Annotated in this window: 10 protein-coding genes; 6 read left to right on the forward strand and 4 right to left on the reverse strand. The window is 70.5% G+C overall.

Annotated elements, in window-relative coordinates; all coding sequences use genetic code 11:
- Positions 1–87: 87 nt before the first annotated feature.
- A complete protein-coding gene (locus WME98_RS11055) occupies positions 88–5,313 on the forward strand; it encodes an AAA family ATPase (RefSeq protein ID WP_437951306.1) in 5,226 nt (1,741 codons plus the stop codon).
- A 187-nt stretch (positions 5,314–5,500) separates the two neighbouring features.
- Here the strand turns inward: WME98_RS11055 and WME98_RS11060 are convergent, their stop codons facing one another.
- Entirely contained in the window at positions 5,501–9,382 is a 3,882-nt protein-coding gene (locus WME98_RS11060; RefSeq protein ID WP_437951307.1) for a protein kinase domain-containing protein, read from the reverse strand.
- A gap of 407 nt (positions 9,383–9,789) precedes the next feature.
- The gene (locus tag WME98_RS11065; protein ID WP_437951308.1) at positions 9,790–10,131 is read right to left on the reverse strand and encodes a DUF2934 domain-containing protein; all 342 of its coding nucleotides are present in this window, start codon (positions 10,129–10,131) and stop codon (positions 9,790–9,792) included.
- 454 nt (positions 10,132–10,585) lie between these two features.
- Here WME98_RS11065 and WME98_RS11070 point away from each other — a divergent pair, with 454 nt between their 5' ends.
- From WME98_RS11070 to WME98_RS11085, 4 genes are all read left to right on the forward strand, one after another.
- On the forward strand, positions 10,586–11,626 hold the full coding sequence (locus WME98_RS11070) for a sigma 54-interacting transcriptional regulator (RefSeq protein ID WP_437951309.1): 1,041 nt from the start codon (positions 10,586–10,588) through the stop codon (positions 11,624–11,626).
- Positions 11,627–11,795: 169 nt separating this feature from the next.
- A complete protein-coding gene (locus tag WME98_RS11075) occupies positions 11,796–12,977 on the forward strand; it encodes a cytochrome P450 (protein ID WP_437951310.1) in 1,182 nt (393 codons plus the stop codon).
- A 25-nt stretch (positions 12,978–13,002) separates the two neighbouring features.
- Positions 13,003–13,269 carry a DUF1971 domain-containing protein gene (locus tag WME98_RS11080; protein WP_437951311.1) on the forward strand — a complete coding sequence of 89 codons (267 nt, stop codon included), beginning with the start codon at positions 13,003–13,005 and terminating at the stop codon, positions 13,267–13,269.
- Positions 13,270–13,941: 672 nt separating this feature from the next.
- Positions 13,942–15,024, forward strand: a complete 1,083-nt coding sequence (locus WME98_RS11085) for a glycoside hydrolase family 11 protein (protein WP_437951312.1) — start codon at positions 13,942–13,944, stop codon at positions 15,022–15,024.
- A 528-nt stretch (positions 15,025–15,552) separates the two neighbouring features.
- On the opposite strand, the gene WME98_RS11090 is transcribed toward WME98_RS11085, so the two are convergent.
- Positions 15,553–16,434, reverse strand: coding sequence for a glycoside hydrolase family 11 protein (locus WME98_RS11090; protein WP_437951313.1), 882 nt, complete (start codon positions 16,432–16,434; stop codon positions 15,553–15,555).
- 687 nt (positions 16,435–17,121) lie between these two features.
- The gene (locus WME98_RS11095; RefSeq protein ID WP_437333343.1) at positions 17,122–17,829 is read right to left on the reverse strand and encodes a glutathione S-transferase N-terminal domain-containing protein; all 708 of its coding nucleotides are present in this window, start codon (positions 17,827–17,829) and stop codon (positions 17,122–17,124) included.
- A 353-nt stretch (positions 17,830–18,182) separates the two neighbouring features.
- On the opposite strand from WME98_RS11095, the gene WME98_RS11100 reads away from it, so the two are divergent.
- The gene (locus WME98_RS11100; RefSeq protein ID WP_437951314.1) at positions 18,183–20,561 is read left to right on the forward strand and encodes an alpha-amylase family glycosyl hydrolase; all 2,379 of its coding nucleotides are present in this window, start codon (positions 18,183–18,185) and stop codon (positions 20,559–20,561) included.
- Positions 20,562–20,627 lie beyond the last annotated feature (66 nt).

Genomic DNA, 20,627 nt, shown 5'->3' on the forward strand with positions numbered 1-20,627 from the left:
CCGCGGCTCCCCAGGTCTCATGGCCGAGCCTGCGTGCTCCGGACCTTGCTCGTCCGCGGGATCACGCATAAACCCGTACAAGAGCCGATGATGCCGCCCTCCAGGTTCACCATTTACGGTACGATCGACCGGGGCCAGCGCAACGTGCTCTACCGTGCCGTTCGGAATGAGGACGAGCGGCCGGTCATCCTCAAGGTGCTGGCCTCGAAGCACCCTCATCCGCGGGACATAGCGAGGCTTCAACACGAACGCGAAATCTGCTGTGAGCTGACTCCTCGCGCCGCCGTCAGGTGCCTCGAGATCACGACGTTCGAGGGCGCGCCCGCGCTCGTCGTCGAGGACTTCGGCGGCGTCTCGCTCGCAAGCCTCCTGGGAGCGCCGATGCGCCTCGGGCAATTTCTCCCTATCGCCGCCGGGATCGCGGCGGCCCTCGCCGACATCCACCAGCTGCGCATCGTCCACAAAGACGTCAAGCCGGGCAACATCCTCGTCAACCTCGCCACGAACGAAGTAAAGCTTACCGAGTTCGGGATCGCGACACGCTTCCCGCGCGAGCAGCAGGCCGCACACGACCCCGAGCTGATCGAGGGATCGCTGCCCTACATGTCACCGGAGCAGACAGGGCGCATGAACCGGGCCGTCGATCACCGGACCGATCTCTACTCGCTGGGCGTCACGTTCTACGAGATGCTCACAGGCGCGCGGCCGTTCCATGCGGAGGATCCCCTGGAGTGGATACACTGCCATATCGCTCGGTCGCCCGTTCCTCCGGCGCAGCGCGTCCCAGGGGTGCCGCACGTCGTCTCGGACATCGTGATGAAGCTGCTCTCCAAGGTGGCGGAGGACCGCTACCAGAGCGCCCGAGCGCTCGCCGCAGACCTCGTCCGCTGCCACGCGGCGCTGGGCGCAAAGGCGGGTGTGAATGGGGCGTGCATCGAGAACGGTGTAGGGGCATGGGTCGAGCCGTTCCCGCTGGGCGAGCGCGACGTCTCGGATTGGTTCCAGATCCCGCAGAGGCTTTACGGGCGCGACGCGGACGTCGCCGAGCTCCTCCGGGCGTTCGAGCGGGTCGCCGCGAGCGCGACCCCCGAGCTGATGCTGGTGTCCGGGTACGCCGGCACCGGCAAGTCGACCCTCGTGAACGAGCTGAACAAGCCCATCGCGCGGGCGCGGGGGTTCTTCATCTCGGGGAAGGCGGACCAGTACAAGCAGAACACTCCTTACTCCACGATCGTCCAGGCATTCCGGGAGCTCGTGCTCGAGATCCTCGCACAGAGCGAGGCGCAGATCGGCCGCTGGCGCGAGCGGCTGAAGAGCGCGCTCGGCGCGAACGCCCAGATCATCATCGACGTCATCCCGTACATCGCGCTCATCCTCGGCCCGCAGCCTCCTGTCCCGGAGATCCCGCTCACCGAAGCCCAGAACCGCTTCAACATGGTGTTCCGCAGGTTCATCGACGTATTCGCTCAAAGGGAGCACCCCTTGGCGCTCTTCCTGGACGACTTGCAATGGGCTGATCCAGCCAGCCTCAAGCTGCTTCACGACGTCGTCACGAACCCTGACACGAAATATCTCTTGACCATCGGCGCATACCGTGACAACGAGGTCACCCCGTCGCACCCCTTGATGTCGACGCTCGAAGAGATGAGAAGAGCCGGTGTCATCATCCATGACATCGTCCTCTCGCCGCTGTCCCCGCGCGATCTCGCGTCGCTCGTCGCCGACACGCTCCGCTGTCGCAGCGAGGCGGCGGAGCCGCTCTCCGAGCTGGTCTACGTCAAGACCGCGGGCAATCCGTTCTTCGCGAAGCAGTTCTTGAGCACGCTTCACAAGGACGCTTTGATCGAGTTCGATCCAGAGCCCGCGGCGTGGCGGTGGGACGTGCAGCAGATCCGCGCCCGGAACTTCACCGACAACGTCGTTGATCTGATGGTGGAGAAGTTGAGGAGCTTGCCCGCCGCCACCCAGGACGCCCTCAAGATCGCCGCCTGCATGGGCGCCGCCGCGGACGTCCGCACCCTGGCGGCGATCCACAAGCTGTCGGAGCAAGAGATCCTCCCCGTGCTCTGGGATGCGGTCCAGGAGGGGCTGCTCGTGCTCCAGGGCGACGCTTGCCGGTTCGTCCACGATCGCGTGCAGCAGGCCGCTTATCAGCTCATCCCGGACGCGCTGCGGAGGGAGGTGCACCTCACGATCGGCAGGCTCCTCCTGTCCCATGCGCCGAGGGAGGCGCTGGAGGAGCAGGTCTTCGATATCGTCGGTCATCTCAACATCGGGGCCTCGCTGATCTCGTCGCAGGACGAGAGGTACTCGCTCGCGGAGCTCAACCTCGTCGCCGGCAAGAGGGCGAGAGCGACCACGGCCTACGCCTCCGCCGCGAGCCACCTCGAGGCCGGGATCGCGTTGCTCGCGCACGACAGCTGGGATACCCGGTATGAGCTCACGTACGGCCTGCACCTCCTGCGCGCGGAGTGCGAGCACCTGAACGGAAGCTTCGAGGAAGCGGCGCGGCTGCTCTCGCTCGTCCTGCGCCGCGCCAAGACGCCCATCGACGTGATGAGCGCCTCCTCCGTCAAAGTGTACAACCACACCATACAGGAAGAGAACGAAGAGGCCTTGCAGGTCGGCATCGACTGCCTTCGCCTGTTCGGCATCGACCTGTCGCTCCATCCGACGCGCGAAGAGGTCCATAGGAAGTGCGAGAAGATATGGCGCGACATCGGCGATCGCCGGATCAAGGACCTGATCGACCTGCCGCTCATGACGAACGCCAACGCCAAGGCGGTCGTAAACTTCCTCGCGACGCTCCACGCGCCGGCGCTGTTCTTCGACAGCAACCTGCTCTGCCTGCTGCTTTGCCACCAGGTCGAGCTCAGCATCCAGTACGGGAACACGGATGGATCGACCATCGGCTATGTGTTCTTCGGCGTCGTGCCGGGCCCGATGTTCGGCAAATACCGCGAAGGCTACGAGTTCGGGGAGCTTGGTTATGCGCTGGTGGAGGAGCGCGGACTAACGCGCTACAGGGCGAAGGTCTACGTCGAATTCGCGATCCTCATCCGTCCTTGGACGCATCACCTCAGGTCGATCCTCGACATTCTTCGCCGCGCGTTCGACGCCGCGGTCGAGGTCGGCGATCTGACCTACGCGTGCTACGCCCAGCTCTCCACGATCACGCTCCTCATCGTCAGGGGAGATCCCCTGGACAGCGTCTACCGGGAATCGGAGAGGGCCCTCGATTTCGCGAGGAGAGCGAGGTTCGCGGCGGTCGAGCACATCATCATCGGCCAGCAGCGGCTCATCCAGAACCTCCGGGGCCTCACGAGGAGCTTCTCCTCGTACAGCGACGCGCAGTTCGATCAAGACGAATTCGAGGACTACCTGACGAGGAACAAGGCGCGGGTCCCGCTCGCCGCATTGCACTATTTCGTCTGGAAGACGCAGGCTCGTTTCATGTCCGGAGATTACAAGCAAGCCCTCCACAGCGCCGGCCAGGCGAAGGACCTTTTGTGGGTCTCCCCGGTCTCCCTGGAGAGCGCCGAACATTGCTTCTACGACGCGTTGACGCTGGCGGCCTGCTGCGAGGAGGACGCGCCGGACGAGAGGTCGGAGCACCTGGAGAAGCTGGCCGCTCAGGAGGAACGGCTTCGTGAATGGGAGAGCAGCTGTCCGGAGAACTTCCTCTACAAGCACGCGCTCCTCGCCGCCGAGATAGCCCGGATCACTGGAGAGGATCACGAGGCGATGCGGCTGTACGAGCGGGCGATCCGCGCGGCGAAGGAGAATGCGTTCGTCTCCGGTGAGGGGCTCTGCCTCGAGCTCGCCTCGCGGTTCTACCGGGAGCGGGGGTTCGAGGCCTTCGCGGATACGTACCTCCGAGAGGCCCGCCACTGCTACCTCCGGTGGGGTGCCAACGGGAAGGTCAGGCAGCTCGAGCAGCAGCACCCGGAGCTCGCGCCGAGCGCGCCGAGCGCGGCGAACGCGACCTTCGCCGCGCGGGCGGAGCACCTCGACCTCGTGTCGGTGGTCAAGGCGTCGCAGACGATATCGGGCGAGATCGTCCTGGAGCGGCTCATCCGCCGGATGATCCAGGTGGTGATGGAGCAGGGCGGCGCGCAGAGGGGCTGCCTGCTCCTCGCGCGCGACGGGATCCTGCAGATCGAGGCCGAAGCTCGGCTCGACGAGGGCGGGCTCGCGACGACGATGCTGGGCTCTATCCCCGCGAGCTCGAGCTCGCTCGTCCCGACATCGATCGTCGCCTATGTCTGGCGCGCCCGGCAGCCGGTCATCCTGGCCGACGCCACGAGGGAAATCGAGGTCGGGAAGTTCTCGTCCGACGAGTACCTCGCCCGCGCTCGGCCGAGATCGGTGCTGTGCGTCCCGATCGTGCGGCAGACCGAGCCGATCGGAATCTTGTACCTCGAGAACAACCTCGTCGCGGGCGCCTTCACGGCGGATCGCCTCGCGATCCTGGAGGTGCTGGCCGCGCAGGCCGCTATTTCTCTCGAGAACGCGCTCCTGGTCCTCAGGGAGCACGAGGCCCGCGTGGCGGCCGAAGACGCGCTCCGTCTGCGCGAAGAGTTTCTCGCCGTGGCCTCTCACGAGCTGCGGACCCCGCTCACGCCGCTGCGGCTCCAGCTCCAGCGCGTCCATCGGACCCTCACGAAGCAGAACCTCCACGCGCTCGCCGAGCAGATCGAGAGGCCCTTGCGGCAGGTCGACCGCCTCACAGCGCTCGTCGTGAATCTGATCGACGTCGCGCAGCTCAGCAACAGCCAGCTCGTTCTCCGCCTCCAGCCGGTGGATCTCGCAGCGCTGGTCCGCAGGGTGGTGGCCGACTACCGTGACGCGCTGCACCAGTCTGGCTGCGCGCTCGAGCTGAACGCCGGCGCGCCGGTGATCGGGCGCTGGGACGCGGAGCGCATCGAGCAGGTCGTGGTCGCGCTGCTGTCCAACGCGATGAAGTACGGTGCCGGGAGGCCTATCGTGGTCGCCGTCGTCGCGGAGGGCGCCTTGGCGAAGCTGTCCGTGAGGGATCTCGGCATCGGCGTGGCGGCGGAGGACAGGGATCGGATCTTCGGGCGGTTCGAGCGCGCCGTCTCGGTCCAGCACTACGGTGGGCTCGGGCTCGGGCTCTACATCGCGAGGCAGATCGTCCTCGCGCACCACGGCACGATCCGCCTCGAGAGCGAGCTGCGCGAAGGCACGACGTTCATCGTCGAGCTGCCGCTCGCGTCGCCCGGCGGGCCGGGTGAGCTGGATCGACCTCTGGCCGCGCAGCCTCAAGGCGGGGAGATCCGCGAAGATCCGTAACTTCACTCCATCGCCGTTGATACCCTACGCCGCGCCGAGCTCGCCGCCCGCCCGATCGGCGAGCGCCGCGAGCGGCCGCCCCGCCCCCGAGGTCCAGCCTGTGAACGCGCGAGCACACGCCGTGTCGCTCCGGATGCTCTCCTGTAAACGTCCGAACACACGTCGTGTCACTCCGCCCCGCCGCCCCTCACCGCTCCGCGCGGTCGAGCCACGCGCGCGCGTCCTTCTCCAGCAGCGGATCCCCGAGCCGCACCGACAGCTCCAGCAGGTCCTCGAACTCGCGCCGCGCCAGCGCGTCGTTGCGCGCGTTCTTCAGCAGCATCGCCGCCGCCCAGCGGCCCTGCAGCACGTCGTGCCAGTAGCCCTGCTCCTCCGCCTGCGCGATGAGCTCCTTCAGCCGCTCGCGCGCGTCCCCCACCCCCTCCACCCCGTCGAGGTACGCGATGTACATCCGGTTCGAGGCCGCCACCCGGTCGTACCCGGCCTCGTCCGCCCGCTCCAGCGACTCCGCGAACAACGCCCGCGCCCGCTCGTGGTCGCCCAGCCGCACGCAGGCGTACGCGAGGTTGTGCAGGTTCACGACCCCATCGAAGCGGAGCCCGAGCGCCCGATCCAGCTCGAGCGCGCGCTCGCACGCCCGCACCGCGGCCCGGAAATCCCCCGCGTAGAGCTCGATCATCGCGAGCAGCTTCGCCCGCACGGCCTCGGCCACCCGGTCCCCCGGCTCCGACGCCGCCTCCGAGCGCGACAGCGCCTCCATCGCGCCCGCCCGGTCGCCCGACGTCGCCCGCGCCAGCGCGACCGACAAGAGGCCCCGCAGATCCTCGATCGGCCCGAGCGCGCCGAGGTCGAGCGCGGCGCGCCGCGCGCGCGCGAACTGCCCCTGCAGGCACGAGACCTCCACGTCCACCGTCAGCGCCTCGCGCAGGAGCTCGCGGCGCCCGACCGCCATCTCGACAACGTCGTCGAGCAGGTCGTGCGACATCCGGAACAGGTTCGTCGCCCCGAGCGCGCGCGCGAGCTCGATGCGCACCTTCGACCGGACCTCGAGCGAGGCGCCCGCGTCCACCCGCGACAGGATGCGGTCCGCGACCGCCGACAGCGACGGCGCCCGGCGCCCGTGGCCCACCGCCTTCGAGAGGATCTCCACCCACCCGCCGAGCTCGCCCGGGTCGCGCCGCGCCACGTCCGCCAGCTCGAACGCCCGCGTCATCGCGGCGATCGCCCTGTCGAACTGGCCCAGGCGCGCGCGGACCCCCGCCGCCCGCGCCAGGTGCCCCGCCGCGCCGTCGGCGTTGCCGAGCGCGAGCGCCTCCTCCGCCGCCCGGCCGAGGTGCCGGTCGACCATCGCGAGCCCGTTCGGATCGTCGCCGCCCACGCGCTCCAGCCACTCGGCCGCGAGCCAGTGCCCGAGCGCCCGATCCGCGTCCGTCAGCATCTCGTAGGCCGCGTCGCGCACCAGCGCGTGGCGGAACGCGAGCTCCACCTCCCCGCGCAGCGTCGACTCCGGCCGCGGCTCGAGCAGCTCGCGCTTCTCCAGCGTGAGCAGCCACGACTCGAGCTGCGGCACCTGCCCGCCCCCGCCGAGCAGCGCCTCCAGCCCCCCCCGCCAGAACACCTCGCCCATCACCGCCCCGGCGCGCAGCACCCGCCGCGCCTCGGGCTCGAGCGCCGCGATCCGCGACTGCATCATCGCCAGCACCGTCTCCGGCACCCCCCCCGCCGGCCGCTCCACCGTCGCGCGCACGAGCTCCTCGAGGAAGAACGCGTTGCCCGCCGACCGGTCGACGAGCGCCGCGAGCTCCGCCGCCGGGAGCTCGTCGCCGAGTACCTCGCGCACGATCCGCTCGCACGCGCGGCGCGACAGCTCCCCGAGCCGCATCTCCGTCGCCTCGCGGTCCTCCCAGAGATCCGGGAACGCCTCGCGCACCCCGGGGCGCGCCAGCGCCATCACGAGGAGCGGCAGGTGCCGCAGGTGCCGGAGGGCCGCGTCGAGCGCGTCCACCGAGCTCCGGTCGCTCCACTGCACGTCGTCGAGCACGATCAGCACCGGCTGCGCGTCGCACTCGGCCCGCAGGAAGTCGAGGAACGCCCGCCGCATCTGCTCCTCGAGCACCGCGCGGTCCTGCCGGGCCGCGCGCAGCGAAGGGCTCTCCGGGAACGGCGCGTCGCAGAGCTCGCCGAGCAGCTCCGTGATCCGCTCCCGCGCGGCGGCGGGGGCGCTGCGCGCGACCCGCGCCGCGAGCTTCTCCCGGCGCGCCTCGAGCGGCTCGCCGTCGACGAGGCCCGCCTCCCGCCGCACGAGCTCCGCGACGAGCCCGAGCGGCGCCCCGCCGCGCATCGGATCGCCGTGCGCGCGCCACACCGCGATCGGCTCGCTGCGCGCCTCGACCCGCCGGATCAGCTCGCCGCCGAGCCGCGACTTGCCGACGCCGGCGCCGGCCGTGACCAGCACGACGCGCGCGACCCCCTCGGTGGCGCACTCGTCGAGCAGGTCCTCGAGCGCCCGGAGCTCCCGCTCGCGCCCCACGCAGGTCGTCGCCTTCCCGAGCACCCGGCGCCCGCCGTCCTGCGGCTCGCGCGCGCCGAGCAGCGTGGGGCCCTGGCTGCCCGCGGCGATCTCGAAGCGATCGCCGAGGAGCGCGGCCGTCATCCGGTCGATGAGCACCGGCCGGCCCGAGGACGGGTCGTCCGAGGCGTGGCGGACGCGCGCGTCGAGCAGCGCGCCGGCGCGGTCGATGACCTGCCCCACCGCCTGCGTCCCGGCGATGACGTCCCAGCCGGTCGCCAGCGCCACCCACGCCCCGGGCAGCAGCGCGTGGATCGAGAGCGCGCAGCGGGCGGCGTTCGCGGCGAGGTCGGTCGGCGAGCCCGCGCCGGCGACGACCGCCGCGACCGAGCCGTCGGCGAGCACCTCCAGGACCGCGCCGTGCGACTGCGCGGCCTGCCGGACCTCGTGGAACGGCGTGCTCGGCGGCGGCGCGGGCCGCGGCCGCGCCGGCGGCGCCGGCGCGAGCAGGTCCGCGGGCAGCGCCTCCCTGCTGCCGGACACCACCGTGGCGTGGTGGCCCGACAGCACCGTGTCGTTGGCCCGCGGGGGCGGGCTCCCCGCGGCGTGCGGGCGGCCCGACGGCGGCCCGCGCTTGCCGGCGCTCATCTCGGCCGCGAGGACGACGCTGACGAGCCGCCGCTCGCTCTTCGTCAGCGCCGGCGTCGGCAGGCCGGTGCCGCTCGACATGCTGCCCTCGACGACGCTCAGCATCCGGAGCTCGGCGGCGACCTCGCCCGCGTCCCCGGGGCGCTCCGCGGGGTTCTTGGCGAGCAGCCGGGTCACGAGCAGATCGAGCGGCTGCGGGATGTTCGGGCAGAACGTGCTCGGGCGCGGCGCGGCCTCGAAGAGCACCTTGGCGAGGACCGACAGCGGGTGCTGGGCGACGAACGGCGAGCGCCCGGTGAGGCACTCGAACAGGAGGCACCCGATCGAGTAGAGGTCGGCGCGCGCGTCGACGTCGAGATCGCCGCGGACCCGCTCCGGCGCCATGTAGGCGGGCGTGCCGATCGCCGAGCCGGTGAGGGTGAGCTCGTAGGTCGCGTCCGCCTGGCGCGCGATGCCGAAGTCGATGAGCTTCGCGCTCCCGATGTCGCCGCGGGGCAGGAACACGTTCGTCGGCTTGAGGTCGCGGTGCACGATGCCGCGCTCGTGGACGGCGGCGAGCGCCTCGGCGACGCGGCCGACGAGCATCAGGCTGGCCTCGATCCCGAGCGGCCCGCGCGACAGCCGCGCGCCGAGGTCCTCGCCCTCGAGCCACTCCATGGCGAGGTAGTAGAGCCCGTCCGCCGTGACGCCGTGGTCGATGTACCGGGCGACGGCGGGGTGCTCGAGCTCCGCGAGCAGGCGCGCTTCCCGCTGGAAGCGCACGACGTGCTCCCGGCCCTGGTTGAAGATCACCTTGAGGGCCACCGCCTGGCCGCTCTGCCGGTCGACCGCCCGCCACACCGCGCCCATCCCGCCGGAGCCCGCGAGGCGTTCCAGCTGGAAGCGGTTGGCGAGGACGTGACCTGAATGCATGGCGAAAGTATCGGGGTGCGGACCTTCGCGGTCCAGGCGACCGGCGCGCGTGTGGACCGCGATCCGTGGGCCCATCGCCCACGTCCATCGCGAGGATACCCATCCCGCGGCGCCGCTACGAGCCTCGACGGCCCCGGAGCGGCCGCCGGCCGCCGGCCGACGGGCGCGCCGCCCCGGCGCCGCAGCGCCGCTCGTCGCGTGGGAGCGGCTCCTTCACGGGAGCCGTCCGTCGTGGTGCGGGCGTGGTGGGCAGATGCCGGGGCGCGGCGGCGTCGCGCGGCGCTCCCCTCCTCTCCCCTCCCCCCCTGCCTCCCCCCTCCGCGGACACCCTCGCTGGATCTGGCCAGCGTGCCTGTCGAGCCGCGCGCGGCGGCGCCGCGGGCCGCCTGCGCCGCCGCCGCGGGCTCTCAGCTGGCGAGGCGCTCGAACCGCGCGTCGACCTCTCGCTCGGCGTTCAGCCAGTCCTCAACCGGGTTGTTCCGGAAGCCGGCCCTCTCGGCATATCCATAGGCCACCTTGGCGATCAGCCGGTGCCGCTCCTCGCGCGACAGGCGCGGGGGCGGGGGCGCGGCCTTCGGGGCCTCGGCGCGCGCGCGCTCGGGCGCGAGCTGCACGGCCGGAGAGGGCATCTCGACGGCGGCGGGGGCGGAGACCGCGCTCGCCGGCTGCGTCGCGGCGGCCGGGGCAGCGAGCGTGCTCGGGACCTTCGTGGTCTTCGTGCGGGCCGGGGTCTTGCGCTTCGAGCTCATCTCGTCGTCTCTCCTTTCGGGTACACGGGTCGACTAACCCAGGTCCGCGCGTACGCACAAATTTTGAGCACGTAGTTTTTTGTCGCCGGTAGCCCCCCCTTGGGATCTCCCTTCCCACACGACCTTGATTCGCGGTAGAGTGGTTGTCGCTGTCCGGGTGACACCGTCCGGCATCTTCTATCAGTAGCCGTCCTTCGTTGATCATTGTGGCCGGTCGCCCGCGAGGGTCCGTCGGTGGCCGGCCGTCCGCCATCATCCGTCGTCGTTCCCGGTGGCTCATCCCTGGCCACCGCCTGCGCTGAGGACAGCGCGGTCACGTAGACAACGGCAGACGCGCCGCCCGCCGTCTGCCCGCGGATTGCCACGAGTCGCTCACGAATCGAGGAGATGCGATGTCGAAGCAAGCGCAGCCCCTTCCCGGCGCACGGAACACCTCTGCTCCTCCGGTGGCGGGATGACGCGCGTCCTGTGGATCGAGGACGAGAGCGAGGTGCGCGTCGTCGGCGCCTCGGAGCGCTGGGCGCGCGCGATGGAGCGGCTGCGCGAGCTCTCGGAGCACGAGCGCGCGCCGCTGCTCATCGCCGGCGAGCCGGGCACGGGCAAGGAGCTCTGCGCGCGGCTGCTCCACGCGGCGAGCCCGCGCGCGGGCGGGCCGTTCGTGGCGGTGAGCGCGGCGCGCCTGCCGGCCGAGCGCCTGCGGGAGGAGCTCTTCGGCGTGGACGCGGCCGCGGACGGGCGGCACGCCGCGCGCCCCGGGCTGCTCGAGCTCGCCGAGGGGGGCACGCTGTTCCTCGACGAGATCGGCGCGCTCCCGCTCGAGCTCCAGCTGCCGCTCGTCGGCGTGCTCGACGGCGAGCCGTTCCGCCGGATCGGCGGCGGGGAGGCGCTGGTCGCGGACGTGCGCGTCATCGCCGCCACGGCCCGCGATCTCGGCGCCCGCGTGCTGGAGGGCTCGTTCCACGAGGGTCTCCACGAGCGCGTCGGCGCGCTCGGGCTCTCGCTCCCGCCGCTGCGCGAGCGCGACGGCGACGTGCGCCGGCTGGCCGAGCATTTCCTGGAGCGCCAGAGCGCCGCGGCGGGGCTCTCGAAGGGCGGGATCACCCCGCGCGCCCTCGCGCAGCTCGAGGCGTACCCCTGGCCGGGGAACGTCCGCGAGTTGCGGAGCGTGGTCGAGCGCGCGTCCCTCCTCACCCGCGGCGCGCCGCTCGATCTGGAGCACCTGCCGACCGAGATCGCCACGGCGCCGCCGCGGCCGGCCGCCACGACCCCGCGGTCGGGCCCACCGGGCGCGCTGCGGCCGTCGCCCCCGGCGCGGGGGAGCGCGTCGCTCGGGGAGGCCGTGCGCCGGCACATCCTCGCGGTCTACGCCGCGCAGGGCGGCAACGTGACCCGCACGGCGAGCGCGCTCGGGATCACGCGGGTCTCGCTCCGCCGTCACCTGCGCCAGTACCTCGCCGCGGGCGCGCGCGACAAGGAGCCGCTCAGCAGCCGTTAGCGCCGCGCCGCGCGATTCGCCTCCTCCTGGAAAATTGGCGCTGGCTCAGCAGCCTCTCGATACAGGGAACGGCAGCCTGCTTCGTCCCGGACGCCCGCGCATTGACGTCGTCCGCGCGCTCGCGGACCATGTCGCGCTTCGTCGAACTGCCCGACACGAGGGAGGCTGCATGAGTCATCGCCTGAATCTGCTCTCTCCGGAGCTGCGCGCGAATCCGTATCCTTTTTATGCGGAGCTGCGCCGCTCCGCGCCGGTGTGCCAGGTCGAGCCCGGGGGTCTGTGGGCGCTCAGCCGCTACGACGATGTCGCCTTCGCCCTCAAGAACACCGAGCTGTTCTCGGCGCAGGGCGGCCGGGTGGCGGTGCTCCCGCCCTGGCTCGATCGCAATCCGATGGCCGACTCGCTGCTGCTCATGGATCCGCCGGAGCACACGAAGACCCGGGCCCTCGTGAGCCGCGCCTTCAGCACGCGCGTGATCCCGCGGATCGAGCCCGTGTTGCGCGCGGTGACCCGGGAGTTCGTCGAGCGGCTGACCCCCGGGCGCGAGCTCGACTTCCACGCCGAGCTCGCGATGCCCATCCCGGCGGCGGCCATCGCCGATCTCCTCGGCCTCGACCCGGCGCTGCGCGCCCATTTCCAGCGCTGGACCGCGGACTTCGTCGCCACCGCCGCGGCCACGCCGGAGATGAGGCCGGGCATCCGCGCCACCATCGTCGAGCTCGAGCGGTACCTCCTGGAGGTCATCGCGGCGCGGCGCGCCGCCCCGCGGGACGATCTCGTGAGCGACCTCCTCGCGGCCCGGCTCGACGGCGTCGCGCTCACCGAGCCCGAGCTCGTGAGCTTCCTCTTCTTGCTGCTGGCCGCCGGGTTCGAGTCGACGACGCACCTGCTCAACGCGGCGCTGGTGCTCCTCATGGATCACCCCGAGGTGTACGCGCGGATCCGCGCGGACCGGGCGCTGATCCCGGCCTTCCTCGAGGAGGCGCTGCGGTTCGAGCCGCCGGCCCAGATCGCTTTGCGGCAGGCGAAGGCCGATGTGGAGATCCGGGGCGTCACGGTGCCGGCGGGCGCGTTCGTGGCGGCGCTCATCGGCTCGGCCAACCGCGACGAGCGGGTCTTCCCGGATCCGGATCGGTTCGATATCGACCGCGAGCGGCAGGTGGGGCTGTCGTTCGGCCACGGCGCCCACTTCTGCATCGGCGCGGCGCTCGCGCGCGCCGAGGCGAAGGTCGGGCTCGAGGTGCTGGCGTCCCTCCCGGGGCGGTTCGAGCGGACAGGCAGGGCGCCGGAGTGGAACCTCTCTCTGCTGCTGCGAGGGCTGAAGGCGTGCTGGGTCCGGTACGTGCTTTGAACCGCGCCCGGCGGTGCCCGACGGGGTGGTAGCCCACAAGCGAACGGCAGAGTTCGACGACGGCTCGAGCCGAACGGCCCGCAAAAATAACCATGCGACCAAACCCGGTGTGTGGGGTGTAAACCACATTGTCTCCAGGCGGCTCCGTTATCGCATCCACGGGCTCGGCGCTCGAGAGATGCTGCTCGATCCGGAGCGCCCTGGGCTCGTGGGATCCGAGGAGATGCATCAGGCCGCCCCCGACGGTCCGGCGCGCTTCTTCTTCGCGGAGTTTCGCCGCAAAGCCGCATAAAGCCGGACAAAACCGGATAACCTGTTTCAGGATCGAACCCACGCACGCAACGTGACTGTAGCTCGCACGGCGGTGCAGGACGGCGCTGTAGAGTGCGCTCGGGGACGAGCGATCGGGACAAAGAAAAGACTCTTGACTTTCCCCCCCCGTATGTATGAATATCCTAATCCTCCTTGGCGGTCCGGGCCGTTCTGGGCCGGGCGGCGCAGTCGGTTGCTGGATCGCTGAGGGCCGACCCCGAGTGATGCTACTTGCCGGGGTTGCTTGCTTTTTGCGGCTGTTCGCCCGAGTTGTCCCTGCTTTCTCGGAGTGATGCCCCGCCCTATCGCACGGGGTGCTCGGATGTGAGCAGCTATCACGACAGACATCGTGATTGCCAGGCATGTGGTCGGCGCAGGCCCGCGGGAGCATTCGTGATCACCGGATCACGAGCACGCGGGCTGGAAAATGTCAACGCTAACCGATGAATCGGTGTGCTCGCGGGCGTCCAGGTGGTTCACAAGTCCATCTCGTTCAGAAGACCGCGGCTCGATCGGTTCGATCATGGAGAGATCTTAAATGCGCATCGCTACCTTACTTGGCTACTTATCCGCTACGGTCGCCTGCGGCCTGCTGGCGTGCAGCGTTGAGCAGATCGCGGACGACGAGGACGCCGCGCTCCTGGAATCCGCGGTGGACAGCTCGGACCGCTCGGTGTCGGCGACCCTCGCCATCCAGTCGGACTGGGGGAACGGCTACTGCGCGAGCGTGAAGGTGACGAACAACACCCGCACCAACCCGGGGATCACCGGCTGGAGCGTGGTGATCGGGCTCAACGGCTCGACCAGGAACAACCTGTGGAACGCGAACGCCACGGAATCGGGCGGGCAGCTCACCGCCACGAACGTGGGCCATAACGGAGCGTTGTCCAAGGGCAGCTCGACGGAGTTCGGCTTCTGCGCGAACGGCACCGGGCGGCCTTCGATCGTCTCGGTCGCCGGCAACGGCGGCTCGGTCAGCGGCGGCACGACCTCGTCCTCCTCGTCGAGCAGCAGCGTGAGCTCGTCCTCGAGCTCCTCGTCGACCACCGGCGTGGGCGGCGGCGGCGGCGCGGGCGGCTCCGGCGGCGCGGGCGGCAGCGGCGGCGCGGGCGGCGGCGGCGGCGCGGGCGGCGGCGGCAGCACGTGCACGGCTGCCAACAGCCAGTACTGCTCCAATCAAACCGGCACCCATTGCGGCTACACCTTCGAATATTGGAAGGACAACGGGACCGGATGCCTGACCAACACGGCGGACGGCTTCAACGTCACCTGGAGCAACATCAACAATCTGCTCGGCCGTAAGGGCATCAGGCCCGGTACGAAGAACACGGTCGTCAACTACACCGCCGACTACCGGCCGAACGGCAACTCGTACATGGGCGTCTATGGGTGGACGAAGGGCCCGCTCATCGAGTACTACATCGTCGACAGCTGGGGCAGCTGGCGTCCGCCGGGCGGCGAGGGGTTCATGGGTACCGTCACCAGCGACGGGGGCACCTATGACATCTACCGGACCCAGCGCGTCAATCAGCCGTCCATCGAGGGCAACACGACGTTCTATCAGTACTGGAGCGTCCGCAAGGAGAAGCGCTCGAGCGGGACCATCACCGTCGCCAACCACTTCGACGCATGGGCGAGCAAGGGGATGAACCTGGGGAGCCTGTACGAGGTCTCGATGCTCGTCGAAGGATATCAGAGCAGCGGCTCTGCGAACGTGCAGTTCTCCATGCGATGAGCGCCGGGCCTTGAGCTCGGGCTCCCCCTCCCTCGCCGGTCTGGGCGCTCGCGATCACGAGCGCCTCCCGACCCCAATCATCCACATCGGCTGAGCTCCCCAACACCGGAGCGCGATCACGGCGCCCGTCCCGTCGACCGGAGGTCTTCGGGGCGGGCGCGCCGTCGTCGGGCTGCGGGGCGAGAGCTGCCGGCTCCTCGAAGAGGAAATCGAACCACAGAGGGCACAGAGGAGAGAGAAAGACATGAGCTCTTTCTCCTCTTCTCTGTGCCCTCTGCGCCTCTTTGGTCTTCTTTATTTCTCAGTCCTCATGGGTTGACGACGGGAGCCTCTGGGAGAGGCACCGCCGGCGCGTTCGATGCTGGCGGAGGCGACGCTCCGCCCATCGTGGCGCCAGAAGGCGTAGACGCTCTTGGGGATGAACGGCAGCGGGCCGAGGCCGCTCTCCGGGAAGATGACAGGAGAGACGTGCGGGGAGCTCGGCGGCCAGGATCCGCGCCGCGCGCGGCGGCGCTCAAGGCCCAGCGCTCATTCCATGGAGAACTTTACGTTGGCCTGACCGCTGCTTTGATACCCTTCCACGGTCATCGAGACCTCGTACAAGCTCCCCAGGTTCATGCCCAGGCGCTGCCACGCGTTGAAGTGGTTGGCAACGGTGATGGTTCCGCTCGAGCGCTTCTCCTTGCGGACGCTCCAGAACTGATAGAAGGTCTGGTTCCCCTCGATGGAAGGCTGGTTGACCCGCTGGGTCCGATAGATGTCATAGGTGCCGCCATCGCTGTCGACGGTACCCATGTGTCCCTCTCCGCCCGGCGGACGCCAGTTGCCCCAACTATCGACGATGTAGTACTCGATGAGCGGGCCCTTCGTCCATCCGTAGACACACAGGTACGAATTCCCGTTCGGGCGGTAGTCGGCTTCGTAGGTGACGATCTGGTCCTTCGACCCGGGCCTGATGCCTTTACGGCCCAACAAGTTGTTGATGTTGTTCCAGTTGACGCTGAAGCCCTCGGACGTGTTGGTCAGGCATCCAGTCCCCGAGTCCTTCCAGTACTCGTAGGTGTATCCGCAGTGCATGTTCGTGCCATTGTTGCAGACCTCCCGGTCGGGCTCCGTGCACGCCGCAGGCATGCCGCCGGTCGCGCTCGAGCTCGTGGTCGCGCTCGTGGTCGCGCTCGTGGTCGTGGTCGTGGTCGTGGTCGTGGTCGTGGTCGCGCCCGCGCCCCCGGTCCCGTCCGAGCCCCCGGTCCCGTCCGAGCCCCCGGTCCCGCTCGCCGACGTTGTCGTCACGCCGCTGCTGGTCGTGACGCCGGTGGACACGCTGCTCGACGCGTCCGAGCCCCCGACCCCGCTCGTCGTCGCTGTCGTCGCGCTGCCGCTGGTGCCGCTGGTAACGCCGCCCGTGGTCACGCTCCCCGGCCCAGCCGAGCTGCCGCCCGACCCAGGATCCCCAGAGGGATCGTCCGACCCCGCGCAACCCACGGCAACGAACCCTAAAACCAAAGCGAAAGTTTGTAGTGAAGCTAGACGCACAGATCCTCCTTGGCTTGATGACGCTAATTCCCGGCAACCGACTTTTTGATCACAGCCGGCACCATCGTTCCGCGCCGCAACGATCCAGAGGGGCGTTCCAGCCGCCCATTCCAGGGCCAGCCCTAAGGCTCGACCCGGCTAAGCCACGAAGTAAGGCCGCAAAACCGTTTAAGGTAGGTTTACTAACAGTGGTCGAGACGAGCCGCCCGCATCCCACCGGATGGTATAAGGGGGTAGAAAAAGCAAAACGATCCGAGCGTGTCAAGGCGAATTGCCCTGCTCTCTTCAGCCGACAGGAGGCTCGCTTTCACGATCCGCCTCCCTCGCTCCCTCGCGAGCGCTGGTGCGCGCTCTCGCTCGCGGTGATCCTCCTGCTCGGCGAGGCCCCCGCCCGGGCGCGCCCGGGCTCTGGCGCCGCCGGCTGCTCGCGCCGCGGCGCCGCGGACTGAGGAGGGGCCGGCGGCGCACGGGGATCCCGCGGAGCTGACCGCGGTCTCGATGGATAGATACCATCGATCGCGCCCACGCACGTACCCGGCCCTGGCGCCTCCCGAAGGCCGGCGGTCAGCCGTTGCGCGACGGAACGCCCAGCCCGCGCACCACCGCCGGCCGCGCGGCGAAGGCGTCGAGCACGCGCTTCACCTCCTTGAAGTCGTCGAACCCCACCACCTCCCCCGCCCCGTAGAAGCCCACGAGGTTGCGCACCCACGGGAAGATCGCGATGTCGGCAATGGTGTAGTCATCGCCCAGCATCCACGCGCGCCCGCGCAGGTGGCCGTCGAGGACGCCCAGCAGCCGCTTCGACTCCGACGCGTAGCGGTCGCGCGGCCGCTTGTCCTCGTAGTCCTTGCCGGCGAATTTGTGGAAGAAGCCGAGCTGGCCGAACATGGGCCCGATGCCGCCCATCTGGAACATCACCCACTGGATCGTCTCGTAGCGGCGCGCCGCGTCCTGCGGCAGCAGCTTCCCGCTCTTCTCCGCCAGATACAGCAGGATCGCGCCGGACTCGAACAGCGCGAGCGGCTTGCCGCCCGGGCCCTGCGGGTCGAGGATCGCCGGGATCTTGTTGTTCGGGTTGAGCGAGAGGAACTCTGGCGAGAGCTGGTCGTTGGTGTCGAAGGAGACAAGGTGGGCCTCGTAGGGCAGGCCCATCTCCTCCAGCGCGATCGACACCTTCACGCCGTTGGGCGTGGCCAGCGAGTAGAGCTGGATGCGGTCGGGATGCCGCGCAGGCCACTTGCGTGTGATGGGGTAGGAAGACAAATCGGTCATACGGGATCTCTTGTTGTTGGAACCGGCGGAGCGAGGCACTCCGGCCGGCTCGAGGCCGGGACGCGAGGCACTTCCGCGCCCGAGAGAGAGGAAATCGAAACGTTTGGGGGCCGTCAAGCCCCCGCTGAGGGCCGCGCGCCGGCTCGACTCGCCGGGGTGGCGAGGCGAACGCCCGAGTACGGGGCGGAGCGCCGGCGGAACCGGCGCCGCACCGGTTGGCGACGCGACAGCATGGGCGGAGCGTCGCCTTTCTCCGCGCCGTTTGGGGCGATTCTCCGCGACGCCTGCGCTGACACGCCTCCCGTGATCGGATACTCCTCGAGGCCATGTCGCGCCGCCGCAATCCCTTCGTGATGTCCGCTGTCTACGCCGCCATGCTCCTCGCCGTCCCGCTCGCGTGCGGGGACGATCATGAGCTCGACGCCGGTCAGGGAAAGGGCACCGGCGGCGGCGGGGCCGGCGGCAGCGCCGGGAGCGACGGCGGCGGCGGCGGGCTCGGCGGCAGCGGCGGGCTCGGCGGCAGCGGCGGGCTCGGCGGCAGCGGCGGGGCCGGCGGCAGCGGCGGCGCCACCTGGCAGGGCGATGTGCTCTGTCCGACGTCGTTCGCGTTCAACGCGCCCCCGGGCGCCACGGACGTCCGCGTCCCCGGCGAGTGGAACGGCTTCGATCTCGGCACCGCCCCGGAGCTCGGCGAGGGCGGCGCGCAGGGGCAGCTCGTGGCCACGGTCGATCTGCCGCCCGGGCTGCACGCCTACAAGATCACGTATCGGTACGGCGGCGAGCTCGCGTGGGTGCTCGACCCGGCCGAGGGGCGCCGCAAGTACGTGGGCGGGATCGAGAACTCCGCCGTCAAGGTCCCTGACTGCCGCCTTCCGGCGTTCTCGGTCGCACAGAGCCAGGTGGCCCGCCCCGCCGCCGGAGAGGGCGCCTTCGAGGCGCGGCTCGCGTACCGGGACGGCATCGAGGGCGCGGGCCCGGACGCGGCCGCGTTCGAGGCGACGCTGCAGGATCAGGACGGCGACGCGCGCCCGCTCACCGCGCAGGAGATCTCGGTGGACGAGCGCGGCGACGTGCGGATCGACGTGCGGGGCCTCGACGACGGCAAGTACCGGATCACCCTGCGCGGGGCGACCCGGAGCGGCCGTGTCGGCGAGCCGCTCCGGCTGGTCTTCTGGGTCGAGGCCGAGCCGTTTTCGTGGGAAGACGCGCTCATCTACATGGTCGTCACCGATCGTTACCGCGACGGCGATCCGGCCCTGAACGCGCCCGCCACGCCGGGCGCCGATCCGCGGGGCGACTGGGCCGGCGGAGATCTCGAGGGGCTGCGGCGATCGATCGAGGACGGCACGCTCGACGCGCTGGGCGTGCGGGCCATCTGGCTCACGCCGTTCCAGGAGAACCCGGCCGGCGCGTACCCGGCGAGCGATGGAGTCCACCAGGTGACCGGATATCACGGGTACTGGCCCATCAAGGCGCGCGAGGTGGATCCGCGGCTCGGCGGGGCCGAGGCGCTGCGCGCGGTGGTGGCCGAGGCGCACCGCCACGGGATCCGCGTGCTCCAGGACTTCGTGGTGAACCACGTCCACGAAGCCCACGAGTACGTCGCGTCGCACCCGGATTGGTTCCGGACGGGGTGCGTCTGCGGCACGGACGGCTGCGACTGGACGTCTCACGCCCTCGACTGCATGTTCGCGGGGTATCTGCCCGACGTGAACCACACCGTGCCGGAGGCCAACGCCGCGTTCGTCTCGGATGCGGTCTACTGGCTCGACGAGTTCGATCTCGACGGGCTCCGGGTGGACGCCGTGAAGCACGTCGAGGAGATCGCGACGCGCAACCTCGCCGCGGAGGTCCGGGAGGCGTTCGAGCCGGCCGGCACGCGTTACTTCCTGATGGGCGAGACGGCGATGGGCTGGAACGACTGCGCCCCGCCGTGCAACGACGAGAACTACGGGACCATCGCGAAGTACATCGGTCCTCTGGGGCTGGACGGCCAGTTCGACTTCGTCCTTTATCACGGGGTCTCGTACCGCACGTTCGCCTGGGGCGACAGGGGCATGCTGCACGCCGCGTACTGGGTCGAGGACGGGCAGAAGCGGTGGCCGGAGGGCGCGATCATGACGCCGTACATCGGCAGCCACGACACCGCCCGGTTCGCGACGCTGGCCGACTACCGGGGCCAGGACGTCGCGCACGGCCGGGATGTCCCGACCCGCCAGTGGTCGGACACCGCGGAGGCCCCGGCGTCGTCCGACGTGTATGCCCGCGTGCGGCTCGCGATGGCGTGGCTGCTGGGCCTCCCCGGCGCGCCGCTGCTCTATTACGGCGACGAGTACGGCGAGTGGGGCGGCGTCGACCCGAACAACCGCAGCCTGTGGCGTGCGGAGGACGAGCTCACGCCGGACGAGCGGGAGACGCTCGATTTCGTGCGCCAGCTCGGCGCCGCGCGCCAGGGCGTCCCCGCGCTCCGCCGCGGCGCCTACGTGAACCTCACCGCCACGGAGGACACGCTGGTCTTCGGCCGCCGGCTCGCCGGGGGGAGGTCCGCGGTCGTGGCGCTGACGCGCGCGGCGACCGCGCAGCGCATCTCGGTGGAGGTGACGGGCGCGCTCGGCCTGCCGGCCGGCGCCGAGCTCACGGACGCGCTCGGTGGCGGCGCCGAGACCGTCTCCGCGACCGGCATGCTCTCGATGACGATCCCGCCGGGCGGCGCGGTGATCCTGGCGCCGTGATCCCCGGGGCTTCCGTCTCCTTCCGCAGGTCAGGGCGCCCGCGGCGAGCCAGGGCGCCCGGCGCCG

It is taken from the genome of Sorangium sp. So ce296, from assembly GCF_051529605.1.
Taxonomy (GTDB): domain Bacteria; phylum Myxococcota_A; class Polyangia; order Polyangiales; family Polyangiaceae; genus Sorangium; species Sorangium cellulosum_D.